Annotated in this window: 11 protein-coding genes and 1 pseudogene; all 12 read right to left on the bottom strand. The window is 34.2% G+C overall.

Annotation, left to right across the window (positions count from 1 at the left end; all coding sequences use genetic code 11):
* Positions 1-334: type II secretion system protein (locus tag MVY38_RS03430; RefSeq protein WP_297483605.1), on the bottom strand; the 334-nt coding region annotated here is incomplete at its 3' end.
* Positions 335-336: 2 nt separating this feature from the next.
* A complete protein-coding gene (gene gspG / locus MVY38_RS03425) occupies positions 337-768 on the bottom strand; it encodes a type II secretion system major pseudopilin GspG (protein ID WP_297483603.1) in 432 nt (143 codons plus the stop codon).
* A gap of 186 nt (positions 769-954) precedes the next feature.
* Entirely contained in the window at positions 955-2,547 is a 1,593-nt protein-coding gene (locus tag MVY38_RS03420) for a hypothetical protein (RefSeq protein ID WP_297483601.1), read from the bottom strand.
* A gap of 78 nt (positions 2,548-2,625) precedes the next feature.
* Positions 2,626-4,983 (bottom strand): flagellar protein, encoded by a 2,358-nt coding sequence (locus MVY38_RS03415; protein ID WP_297483599.1) that lies wholly within the window; start codon positions 4,981-4,983, stop codon positions 2,626-2,628.
* Positions 4,984-5,015: 32 nt separating this feature from the next.
* On the bottom strand, positions 5,016-6,524 hold the full coding sequence (gene nuoN, locus MVY38_RS03410; RefSeq protein WP_297483597.1) for an NADH-quinone oxidoreductase subunit NuoN: 1,509 nt from the start codon (positions 6,522-6,524) through the stop codon (positions 5,016-5,018).
* Entirely contained in the window at positions 6,524-8,083 is a 1,560-nt protein-coding gene (locus MVY38_RS03405) for an NADH-quinone oxidoreductase subunit M (protein WP_297483595.1), read from the bottom strand. Before MVY38_RS03405 ends, nuoN begins: the two co-directional genes overlap by 1 nt.
* Positions 8,084-8,086: 3 nt before the next feature.
* A complete protein-coding gene (nuoL, locus tag MVY38_RS03400) occupies positions 8,087-10,006 on the bottom strand; it encodes an NADH-quinone oxidoreductase subunit L (RefSeq protein WP_297483593.1) in 1,920 nt (639 codons plus the stop codon).
* A gap of 3 nt (positions 10,007-10,009) precedes the next feature.
* Positions 10,010-10,318 carry an NADH-quinone oxidoreductase subunit NuoK gene (gene nuoK, locus MVY38_RS03395; RefSeq protein ID WP_297432185.1) on the bottom strand — a complete coding sequence of 103 codons (309 nt, stop codon included), beginning with the start codon at positions 10,316-10,318 and terminating at the stop codon, positions 10,010-10,012.
* On the bottom strand, positions 10,315-10,881 hold the full coding sequence (locus tag MVY38_RS03390) for an NADH-quinone oxidoreductase subunit J (protein WP_297483591.1): 567 nt from the start codon (positions 10,879-10,881) through the stop codon (positions 10,315-10,317). The genes nuoK and MVY38_RS03390 overlap by 4 nt, the downstream gene beginning before the upstream one ends.
* Positions 10,882-10,893: 12 nt before the next feature.
* Entirely contained in the window at positions 10,894-11,511 is a 618-nt protein-coding gene (gene nuoI, locus MVY38_RS03385) for an NADH-quinone oxidoreductase subunit NuoI (protein WP_297483589.1), read from the bottom strand.
* Positions 11,512-11,522: 11 nt separating this feature from the next.
* Positions 11,523-12,512, bottom strand: coding sequence for an NADH-quinone oxidoreductase subunit NuoH (gene nuoH, locus MVY38_RS03380; protein WP_297483587.1), 990 nt, complete (start codon positions 12,510-12,512; stop codon positions 11,523-11,525).
* Between the two features lie 3 nt (positions 12,513-12,515).
* Positions 12,516-13,563: pseudogene (locus tag MVY38_RS03375) on the bottom strand (ferredoxin); the annotation flags it as partial.

Genomic DNA, 13,563 nt, shown 5'->3' with positions numbered 1-13,563 from the left:
CATCTGCATTAAAAAATGGTTCCGGATCTTTTTGGATAAAGCCGTAACTGTTATCGTATCTGTAAGTTTTTACACTATCATCCAAAAATCCATCTATACTTTTTGTTTTATTACCATCCAAATACACGGCACAATTAGAGCAGTCATCAAGACACAAAAGCCTAGCACTTTTGGCATACTTCAAAGAGGCTAAATACTCTTTAAGATTATCTAAACACAGCTTTTTACTTGTATCGCTTAAGCGTGAAAAGTTACTAATGGCAAGGGTGTAAATAACTCCCATAATAACTATGACAATCATTAACTCAATAAGAGTAAAAGCACTGCGTTTCAAGCCTATTTACATCCACTCATTTTGATGTCAGCTGCTTCTTTTTTACCACCCTCTTTACCATCTGCACCAAGAGAGATAAGCTCTACTTTTCCATCATCATTGATGTAAATAAATGGATGTCCCCATGAATCTTTTGGCAGTTTAGAGTCTTTAAAATAACCACTACTTGAGTAGTTCGGGTACTTCTGTGGATCAGGATTTTTTACTAAGGCTTCTAACCCCTCTTCTGTACTAGGATAAACGCTGTTGTTAATCTTAAACATATCAAGCGCACCATCATAAATGCTCTTCATCTGCACACAAACAAGGTTGCGTTTAGCCTCTTCCCCTTTACCTGTAAGACTCGGCATAACCATAGCAGCTAAAAGACCAAGTATAACAATGACTATCATCAACTCAATCAGAGTAAAACCTCTTCTCATATTTCTTTGCATTAAACTACCTTTTCGTATTTATTTATATATTATAGTGAAAAAGGATTACATTATCAATACAAAAGTTGGAATTTGAAAGCATAACAGAAGAATAGGTAGGCTTCTTTCAGCCTACCCCAAAGAGAATCTAGTATTTCAATTATAGCTCAATAGCTTATGAAGTTATAGACTTAAAAATAAATCTTACTACTTATTTAAAGTGTTATAATATGTGTTTGCATCTTCTTCAGTAAAATACGCATGAACGACATCACCATCATTTTTATTAGTTAGATTTAAATAACCATTTTCTTGTTTTACAGTATATGGATCAGGGTCAGTTTCTTCAGGATGATGTATAGTCAAAGTATCGCCAGAAACATCTATAGACTCTGTTCCAGAAGATTTATCATTACCTTTTAAATCTTGATAATTCCAAGATTTACCATCTTCTGCTACAACAACTTTACTCAGCCATACTCCATCTTCATCGTCCTTACCTACCGCATAAACTGTTTTACCAGCAATCAATGATTTTAAATCTGATGTAGGAGTTCCTGTACTGCCTCCCGATGTTGAACTTCCATCACCATTATTTAAAGCATCTTCAGCGGCTTGCTTTGTTTTATATAAACGTCCATCCTTAGCCTCAATATAAGTGTCCGTTTGACTAATAGGTTCTTTTAACATATCTTGATCAATTTTGTCGCCATCACCACTTGTACCAGTTATATGCAGTACTCCATTTTCTATTGTATATTGAAATGGATCTGTAGTTTCTTTTCCTTGTTTTGGATAAGTATCGACCATAGTTCCATTATCTTTAAACTCTAAAGTTTCCACATGATGAGGATTTACATCATTAACAGCTACATAATATGTTTTTCCTACAATCAATGATTTTAAATCTGTACTAGATTTTGTTAAGGAGTTGTAATATTTTTGTGCGTTATCTTTAGAGGTATATACTCTCTCTCCTATTCTATTTTCTAAGGTACCATCATCTCGATAATCTTTTGCTAAAATATATCCATCTTTTTGAGTTAATATTGTATATCCACCGCCTGTTCCAATTGTAACTTTATTACCACCATTATAAGTAATAGCATCACTATCTGTTGGAGATTGACTATTTAAATTGTATTGTTTAAACTTTGTTCCATCTGCAGATACAACAAATTTAAAAATTTCAATTGCACCATCTTCTGAAGCTACAACATAAAAAGTCTTACCAGCTAAAAGATTTTTAACGACACTTTTTTGTGTTGTTTGAAGATGTTCTTCTGCCTCGGATATTGTTTTAACTTTACCATTAAAAGCAGTATCTTGCTGTTTTATTTGATCAACTACAACTTGTAAATCAGTTGTATCTTTTGGTACAGCTTTTTTGATGTTACTATTTTTAAGTGCAGCTGTAAGTGCTTTAAGAACTTTATCTGTGATTTGTATACCATTTGAAGCATTACCATCGCTATCAATAGATTGTAAGAATCTTGCTACTGTTACATTATTTTCAACAATCTTTGCTTGATTTGTTAAATCATCCGCTGACACTGTTTTTAAAGGAATACCTGCAGCACTAAAAGTACAGTCTTTCCCTTTTTCAAAGGTAAAAGCTCCATCTGCACCTGTTGTACCTGTTTGTGAACCACAAGTGTAATTTACACCGGCAACAGCACTATCTAGGTAATACCCTGTCCCTGTTGCTGTTGTTGGATTATTATTACTTGAACTTCCACATCCTGTAAGAAGCAAAATTGAACTTGTTACAATGCTTAGGGCTAAAATACTTTTTTTCATCTGTTTTCCTTGTATTAATCTGAAGTAATTTTATAACAACTAGAATTAATAATATATAAAAGAACAAAATAAATTATTTTAGATTTTCAATGCACTCTGAGAAAGTTTTGCCCATGAGGAGTTTTTATCTGCTACTATAGATGCTTCGTATGCTTTTTTTGCTGCTTCATCTCTCCAGAGGTTACTGAGTACATTTCCTAGCAGGTACTTTTGTCTTGACCTTTGTATTGCGTTTAGCGCTCTTTTATTGAGTGATTTTATTACCTCGTAGGCTTTATTGTACTCCTGTTTATTCATATATGCTTGATACAAAGTAAATTCTACAAAAGGAGTTTGAGGGTAAGAGTGTGATCTGTTTTGTATCTGCATAATTTCAGTTGCGTATTTTATGATAATACTATTATCATGCATTGCATCCCCAACATTTATCATTGCAACATATCTATCTATATCTTTATAACTCCATCCAAAAATCTTCTCAATTTTTAGCATGCTTTTAATCATACCGTCTCTATTTTCTACCCTCTGGTATGTGTCAAATAAAATTCTATATACATCGAGATATGGCGATTTTTTATCATTTGATATAAGTGTTATTAAATCTTTTGCCGCATCTATTACATCAGTATAGTTTCCTGTAGCAAATGCCACTTTTATATATCTATAGAGCCATTTTTTTCTTGCTTTGACACTTTTTACTTTTAAATTTTTAATCGCTATAGTTTTAGAGAGTGAAAAGTCACCTCCCTTCATGGCACAGGCATACACACCATCATCCCATTTGTCCGAAAGCGTTATATTGTACTCCTGCGATATTGTTAGTACTTTTATGCAGTCTTTTTTCTCTAAGGCTCGTTTCATATTTCCTCTTGCAGCTTCATTTATAATAGATGCAATGCCTTTGTAACTATCTTCATCAAGTTTCGATAAAGCATTTTTAAGCTCTAATACTTTTGAATATTTCTTCTCTTTTAACAAAAGTTTTGCTTTTTCGTAAAGTGCTTTTTCTCCTATTGTCTCATTTCTATACTCTTGTATCAGCTTGTTATATTCGCTTAATTTTGCACTTGCATTTAAGTCTGAGACATCGAAGAAGAGCTCATTTTTAACATTTTCAACTATGTCAATATAATCTCCATCTGGAAATTTTTTCATATAGTCATTAAGAGCTTTAAGGGCTGCTTTTTTGTCTTTTGTTTTCGCAAGCCATAGTGCTTTGTCTTTTAACAACTCTTCATACTCATCATAACTAGCATTAATACCTTTTAAAAGAGCGCCAGCTATGGCTGCTGCTGTTTTATAGTCACCCATATCTGCAAAGCTATTCATCATTTTTTGTGAAGCCTTCAGATCTTGCGCAAAAAAGCTTGGTTTTGCCTCTACTATTTTCATAGCATATTGTGCTGCTTCTTTTTTTGAACTATTCAGTAAGATGTTTGCTAAACGAAACGCAGCAGTTGCAGCAACTTCTAAACTTTGCGTCTCACTAAGTGCTTTAACATAAAATCTTTCAGCCTCTTTATTTGCTCCATTATCTACAAGCATATCACCTTTATAGATATAACCCCATTGAGCAAAAACACTCTGTGTATGTTCACTAAAGAGTCTGTCAAAAAAGTAATCAGCATCTGTTGATTGTGAAAGTTTTGCATAACTTTTAGCAATTAGGGAGAGCACTTCTGCGATATTGTCGCTTGAAGAATATTCTCTTAAAAAAGTTTTTGATGATGAGATAACATCTTCCCAATCTTTTAGTTTGTTATATACTTTAATTTTATAGTAGAGTAATTCAGCTTTAAAAAGTGTGTTTGGATAGCTTTTCAAAACATCATCTATAGTATCTAAACAATCATTATACTGCTGCAGTTTATAGAGTTTTTTCACATTTAAGTACTCTTTTACATCTTCTACTTTTTTTATATATACCGGATTGCCTTGCAAGTCTAAACTTCCAACATAAGGAAGTTTGTCTTTATTCAGATAAAATGGAAAATTAAGTGCCGTATTCGATTGTTCTTTCTCTTTTTTTAATAATGGCATTTTTTTCTTATACCCAAGCAGAGTCCAACTTTTTGCACTACTAGCCTCAGCACTAAATACGGTGGCATCTTTAGTAAGATCAAATATATTTGAAAATAATTTTAATTTATAAACTGGCTTTATAATAATAAAAAAAGTATCTTTTTTAAGCATCGTGTTCACTCTAAAAAAATCATTCTGAAAATTTTTAATATTTTGTGAAGGTTTTTTTGAGAATGCACATACTACTTTTGTAGTAATATCAAAATCATTTTTTATCTCTTGGCAAGAAAAAAGAGTTTCTGCATTAAGATGCAGTGTAGAGTATTTTATAAAGTCATCTTTTGCACTATCGACTATGATTTCTAATGCAAAAGAGGGAATACAAAGAGAGAGTAAGAGTAGCCATTTTAACAAATTCCCTCTCCCTCTGTATCTAATTTTAAAGTCTAGTAACCGCTTTTATATACAAACGCAGTAATAAATTCTAAAAGAGGATTTATAGCAACAAAAGCAAATATAGTTGCAACAGCTGCTATTCCAATAATTGTACGGAGTGCTAAAGTTGCATTTGCAACATAGATTTCACCATTCACACCAACAACAGGTTCTTTCATAAACATATAGACAATTAATTTTAAGTAGTAATACCCAGCAATAGCAGAGTTAAGTGCCATAATAAGAGCAAGAATTGTATAGCCACTTGAAACAGCTGAACTAATCATATAAAGTTTACCCCAAAAGAGTGCAAATGGAGGCACACCTGCTAAACTTAACATAAACAGTCCCATAATAAGTGCAGCAACAGGTGAAGTTTTGATCATACCTGCAAATTTGTCATAACTATGGTCTGAAGACTGTCCATCAATAAGATTTTTTTGTCGAGAAATCCATAGCATAGAAAATGATCCTAAGTTTGTAAAACTAAATAAAATCCAATACAGGAACAAAGCACTATTTGCTTGTGTCGTTCCTATAAGTACAGCAGCCATTACAAAACCTGCATGAGATATAGAACTATATGCAAGCATTCGTTTTACATCTGTTTGAACTAATGCCCACATATTTGAAGCAGTCATTGTAATGACTACAAAAGCATACAAAACAACTTCAAGCCATACAATATGACTATGGATTAAAAATTCAAAAAATCTCATAGCAACTACAAAGCCCGCAATTTTAGGGACAATAGACATATACCCTGCCATCGCTGCAGAAGCACCTTCATAAACATCTGGTGCCCATGTATGAAAAGGTATAAGTGAAAGTTTGAAAGCAAACGCAGCTAACATAAACGCAACACCAATAAGAACATATCCAATATCAGAGTATCCATTTGAAGCTAACACTAAAGCAATTTTATTTATTTCTACTGAACCAGTAAGAGCATATAAAATCATAGCACCAAAAGCGAAAAATCCTGCTGCTAGTGCACCCATAGTAAAGTACTTAATAGCTGCTTCAAAAGATTTATCACGGTTGTGCATAGCAATTATAGTATATAGTGCTAAAGAAGCAGTCTCAAGACCAATAAACACTAAAATAATATTATCAGTCGCTACCATAAACTGAAAGCCTGCAATCATAAATAAAAAGAGTGCAAAAAATTCAGGATATGAAAATTCATGAAAGCGTTTATGTGTTAATGATAAAGGAATAAACAGCATCGAAGCACCAACAATTATAAATTGTCCAAGAAGAGCTAAACCATCTATAAGCATTACATCAAACATACCCAATATTGTGCCATTTTGAGAGAAGAGACCTGCACCATTTAACAATGAAAAGAAATCCATCACTAAAAATAGTAAACTAAGTACAACATAAAGAGATTTATCTAAACCACCCTTCACTACATCAATTACTAAAATCAGCAAAGCGCCTATAATAGGGATAAGCATGGGGGTAAGAGTCATAATATTTAATGACTCAAAAGGAATATTTACTGGCGCTAACATTAGTTCACCTCCTCAATAATTGTCTCTTTCATCAATGAAACTCTTGGTTTAGTTAAATCAGGAATTCTCTTTTTAGCCAATTCTGTTGTTGCTTTAGCGTGCATCAATTTAATAATTGATGTGACAGAATTGTTTATTGGTCCTAAAACAGGTTTTGGATAAACACCTAACCAGATAGCAACAATTACTAATGGAATAAGTCCAAAAAGCTCTTTTTTATTTATATCAGGTAAATTTTTATTTGCCTCATTTGTGACTTCACCAAAGAAAGCTTTTTTATATGCAGCAAGCATATAGATAGCTCCAACGATGATACCTGTACCAGCGAGTAGTGTTAATATATGAGACTGTTGATAGAATCCAAGAAGGCTTAAAAATTCACCAACAAAGTTAATTGTCAAAGGTAAACCAACTGAAGCCATCATCATAATACCAAAAATAGTAGCATATCTAGGCATTACATGCGCTAAACCACCAAATTCACTCATAAGTTTTGTATGTCGTCTGTCATAAATTACACCAACAAGCATAAAAAGTCCACCTGCTACGACACCGTGACCTAACATTAAAAAGATAGAACCAGAAACACCCTCTACATTTAAAGCAAAAGTACCAAGTATGATGACACCCATATGTGCAATAGATGAATAGGCGACTACCTGTTTCATATCCTTTTGAGCATAAGCAACCATAGATGTGTATATAATCATTATAACTGCCAAAATTGCAATTGGAATCATAAAGTATGCAGCAGCATCAGGAAAAAGTGGTAATGAAAATCTTACAAATGCATATGTACCCATTTTAAGTAGAATTGCTGCAAGGATTACTGAACCAATAGTTGGTGCTTGACCGTGCGCATATGGTAACCAAGTATGAAATGGAAACATCGGTACCTTAATAGCAAAACCAATAAAGAAAGCGACAAATAACCATAATTGAAAGTTTTCAGGCAGAACCAATCTATACCAATCTAAGATAGAAAAACTCCACACGCCTGCCGCTTGATAGTAAAAATATGCCATAAAGAGCATACCAACAAGCATAACAAGTGAACCAGCAAATGTATATAGGAAGAATTTAATTGAAGCATATATTCTAAGAGGTCCACCCCATGCACCGATGATATATAGCATTGGTACAAGCGAAAGTTCCCAGAATGTATAAAATACAATTGCATCAAGTGCAGCAAATACACCAGCCATAGTCATCTGTAAAAATAGCAGCGTAATAATCATATACTTAATTTTTGGAGTATCTGTTAGACTAGCTATACCTAAAAATGTAAAGAATGCTGATAAAATAATAATGAATAGAGAAATTCCATCTACACCTAAAGTATAGTTAATACCAAATGCTGGGATTAAAGGAATGTTTTCCATAAATTGCATGCCAGAAACATTATTATCAAAAGCATACCATAGCACTAAAGACAAAACAAATTCAACGAGAGCAACTGCAACACCATAAGTACGCATACTCTCTTTTTGAATCATGAAACCAAATACAGCTGCAAGAGCTGGAAAGAATATCAATATCGATAAAATATGATCTAACATATACTAAACTCCTAAACCTGATAAGATAGCTAAAATCTCATCAGAATATCTTGCTGTAAGTCCAAAAATCACAGCTAATGAAAGTAAGCCAACAAGACCTGCTACCATCCATTTCAGCATAGTAGATAAGTTACCACTTTGCATATCTCTTGTTTTCTCACCAGTACCATAAATAATACCAGCGATGCCATCTACAGTCGCATCTACAACTTTAAGATCAACTTTTGTCCAGAACACTTCTGAAAGTTCTCTATATGGTTTCACTAGATACTCTTCATAAGCATAAGGTATGTAATATTGATTAATCAATAATTTATAAGCAAATGAATTTTCCATTTTAGATGTACCATCTGGAACTTTTACTCTTGAATTTGCATATTTTTTATATGCATAAAGAATTGCTAAACCAACAAACAGTTGTGTCCCAACTAACATAATTATTGCAGTCCCATGTGCAATATGATATTCATGTGCATTTAATGCTTCTTCAACCATATCAAAGAAAGGTGTTTGCAGAACTCCCGCTGCAACAGCAACAAGAAGCAGTGGACTCATAGCCCACAACATATACCTATACGCTTCATGTGGATGAATGCCAAAAAGTTTATAACGCTCTTCACCATGGAAGATAAGTGCAACAAGTCTAAATGAATAGAATGCTGTTAAACCTGCAGTAAAGAGTAGAACACCATAAATTACCATATGATTTCCAGAGTATGCCGCTTCAAGAATTGTATCTTTAGAAAAGAAACCTGCAAAAGGAATAACCCCTGCCAATGCAAGTGAACCAATCACCATCATAATCCAAGTCCACTTCATCACTTTTTTCAGTCCACCCATCTTAAACGGATCGAGTTCATCATGCATTGCATGCATAACATTACCTGCACCTAAGAATAACAATGCTTTAAAACCAGCATGTGCCATTAAGTGGAAAAGTGCAACCCAGTAAGCACCAAGACCAGCTGCTGCAAACATATACCCTAACTGTGAAAGTGTAGAGTATGCGATAATTCGTTTCATATCACGATTTACAAGTGCCATAGATGCTGCAAAAATTGCTACGAATGTACCAAGACTTGCAATAAAAAGACCAACATGAGGAATTAAACTATAAAGCTCATGAGAACGGATTACAAGATAAACACCTGCCGTTACCATTGTAGCAGCATGAATTAATGCTGAAACTGGTGTAGGACCTTCCATTGCATCTGCAAGCCAAGTATGGAGTGGAAATTGTGCTGATTTACCCATAGCACCAATGAAGAGAAAAATTCCAATCCAAGTAAGTGTAGCAGTAGGTAATTCATGAAATGCTGCAAAAGCACCATCATACTGAAGTGTTCCTGTATTCCAATAAATAAGAAATAGTCCAATAAGCATTCCAAGGTCAGCAATACGGTTCATAATAAACGCTTCATTCGCTGCCCATGTAGCACTCTCTTTATGAAACCAGAAGCCAATAAGACCCCAAGAACAAAGACCAACACCTTCCCAACCAATGAAGAGACCAGCATAATTGTCACTCATAACAAGAATCATCATTGAAAATACGAATGCCGAGAGCCAAGCAAAGAATCTATTAAACCCTTTGTCGTGATCCATATATCCAATCGCATAAACATGTACAACAGATGAGACTAAGGTAACAACCATCATCATAGTAACAGAAACTTGATCTACCAAAAATCCAAATGGAATATAAAGACCACCTGTTTGCATCCATGTCATCATTGTTACATGAATTGGTTCGCCAGTCTCTAATATATGCATCAAAAGTATGCTACTACTTATAAATGAAGTTATAATCAATAGACTCGCAACTATACCTGTAAAAAGTTTCTTTGGTGTCGCTGTAAAAAGAGCTGCAAACAAAGAACTTACTAAAGGTGCGAAAAGAGCTATATATAAATATTTTTCCATTCTTTATCCTTTCATCGTTGTAAGTGCATCTAAATCAATTGAACCATGGCGTTTATACCATACTATCAAGAGACCAAGTCCAACTGCAACTTCAGAAGCAGCAACAGCAATAATGAAAAACGCAAACATTTGTCCTGTCATATCACCATAATAGTGTGAAATTGCTGCAAAAGCTATATTTACCGCGTTTAACAAAATTTCAGTTGCAAAAAAGAGTAAAAGCAAGTTTTTTCTACGCATTACACCTACTAAACCTATTGCAAATAAAATTGTAGATAAAACAAGATAGTGGTTTAAACCTATTTCCATCATGAAAGCACCTTTTTATTTTTTTCTATTTCAAGTTCAGCATCATTTGTTAATGTAATTGAACGATCCATTTTCTTACCAGCAAGTACAATACCTGCTACCATTGCTACTAAAAGCATCACTGCCGCTAGTTCAAATGGAACAAGATACTTTGTAAAAAGAACTAAACCAACATTTTGAGTATTACCCATAGTATCAATTGCAGGATACAATGCAACAATATTATCAGACACCATCGGTGCAGCAACAATAAGAACAACCAATACAGCCGCTAATGTAGATAGACCAGTAATAATAAATTTATTACCTTGTTTCTCTTTTACACTACGAGTTGTATCAAAAAACATCATACCAAACGCATATAGAGCCATTACAGCACCAGTATAAACGATTATTTGAATCGCACCTAAAAAATCAGCACCTAGAATAAAGAAAAATGCCGATATAAAAATCATCCCTGCTGCCAATGCAGTTAATGCATATAACGCCTGAGATGTTGTTACCGTAATAATAAACATCGTAATCGTTAAAAATGCAAACAGATAAAACGCTATCGCTTCAAACATAATCAAAACTCCTTAATATGCCAGAGGTGTTTTTTTAACACGCTCGTCTTCATGTGGTGTGATAGAACCAAAACCTTCAAATTCTAACTGTTTTCCAGCTTTCATTGTGTCTATTGGCGTTAACATATCTTCGTATAAAATAAAGTGTTCCCTTTGGTCTGACGCATTTTCATACTCTCCACCATGTGTAATAGCAAGTTCAGGGCAAACTTCAGCACAGTATCCACAAAAGATACAACGCCCAAGGTTAATTGTATATTCAGAAACCTCTTTACGAGAATCCTCATCAATTTTTGTATCTATACGGATACAATCAGATATACAAATCTTTTCACAGAGTCCACAACCAATACATCTCTCAGTATCACTTTCCCACAATCTTTTCATCTCATGCACTGCACGATAACGAGGACCAATAGGCATCTTCTCTTGAGGGTACTGAACAGTATGAATGTCAAAACGAATCATCTCTCTCATAACCACCCAAAGACCAACAAAAAGCTCACCTCTAAAACTTCTCTTTACTACACGCTTAAACTTACCCCAACCATCAGTAGGATAATCTTCAATATCAACTAAAAAGTAGCCGTTATCAGCTACATTTCTATCATTAAATGCTTCCATTTTCATTCATTATCCCCTTAAAACATCATCACAAAACCAGTGATAACTACATTTATCACTGCTATTGGCATAAGCACTTTCCAACACAACCACATAAGTTGATCTGGTCTTACATCTGGCCATGCAGCTCTTGTCCATAAAAAGAAGAAAAAGAAAAATGCAACTTTTGCAAGTAATCCTATCGCACCAAGAAATGAACCATCACCAAAACCACCTAAAAAGATAAGAGGAATAACAAATGAAATAAAGAACATATTTGCATACTCACCAATAAAGAAAAGTCCCCATCTCATACCAGAATACTCGGTACCAAAACCATCAATAATCTCATGATCATTCGCAATTAAGTGAAATGGTGTACGACCAGTTTCAGCAAATGCAGAGATCCAAAAGAGTATAAACGCAACAGGTTGGGACCATACTATCCAGTGAGAAATTCCACCAACTTGATAATTGTTAAAATCAACTAATGAAAGAGAACCAACCATCATAATAGGAGCAAGTATTGCTAAACCACTTACAACTTCATACGAAATAAATACCGCGGCAGTACGCGCAGCTGAGAGTAGTGAAAACTTATTTGCAGATGCCATACCGCCTAGCATAGGACCATAAAGTCCAACTGCCATCATTCCTAAAATATATAAAATACCAATGTTAACATCAGCAACAATAGGATGTACGGTATAACCAAAAACTGTAAATTCTGGAAAAAATGGAATTGCTGCTGCTGCCATAAACGCAGTTGCAGCTGTAATAACTGGTGCTATTTTAAATATTGGAGCAACAACATTTGTTGGAACAATATCTTCTTTTGTAAAGAGTTTTACACCATCTGCAGCAACTTGCAAGAGTCCATAAGGACCAACATACATAGGTCCTAAACGGCGTTGCATAAATGCCAAAATTTTACGCTCAAAATATGTACCAATACCAGCTAATGCTGAAAATATAAGTAAGATTACAACGACTTTAATTATCGTTTCAATTAGATATGCTGTATCCATATATTACACCTTTTCTATCGAAGCTGCACTAAAACGGTAACCGTCAAAGAGAACCTCTGAATTTAAATTTTTGTCAAATGTTGGTAAAACTACAATTGAACCTGCAATTTTATTATCACTCACCACATTTGCTGTAAGTTCCCCACTTGCAGTTTTCACTTTTACACGATCGCCTTCATTGAAATCAGAGCTAGATAGATACTCTTCACTCATATAAACACCACTCTTCTCATCAAGATTAGTAGTCTTTTGTGTAAACGCTGTAAACTGTCTTACAGGATTAGCTAGATAGATTATACAATCTTCAAGCTTATCATCGCTGAATTTTTCAACACTTTCATCATCATCGCTTGTAACTGCTACATTTTCTAACACATAACCGCGAACTTCTGTCCCATCATTCTCATAATGATTTGGAAGTGTATCAAACGCTTGCGCTTTAAATCCAACAGTAGTTGGAAGTTTCACAGTGTAGTCAATCACATTTTTTGCATCAAATCCAAGTGCATTTGCAATATCATTAAGCTCATATCCATTGTAGCCAATAGCTGCGTTTGTAGGATTTACACGCTTATTAATACTTGTCAATGTCCCTTCTTGCTGGTTGATTGCCGGCATATCTAAATCACCATCACCAAGTCCAGAGAGTAGAAAATCACCATCTGTATTATATGCAACAGTGTAATCTCCTTTTTCATCATCAAGCTCACAAATAAGTGAAACACCAAGAGTGTTTGTAAGTGCAGGAATCATCACAAGTTCGAATTTAGAATATTTTTCAACTAAAGCAACAAGACGCGCTAAGTTTCTCGCATTTGGATGTTTATATAAATCTGGACCAACCATAAGAGCAAAAGTCTCTTTTTTCTTAAGGTTTTTCTCTAAAGTTTCCATAAATTTATCATCAGCACCTAAAATCTCAAGGAGTTTGTTATCATCTACTACAACCTCTTTAGATACTTTTTTAGGAACCATTTTAGATTTTTCTACTTCTACTTCTTCCTCTTCACCTGTCTCTTCATTCACTTTTTTCTCAATAACTTTCTCTATG

Source organism: Sulfurimonas sp. (genome assembly GCF_027056685.1).
Classification (GTDB): Bacteria; Campylobacterota; Campylobacteria; order Campylobacterales; family Sulfurimonadaceae; genus Sulfurimonas.
Note: the sequence above shows the minus strand (reverse complement) of the source record. Positions and strands in the feature narration are given on the sequence as shown.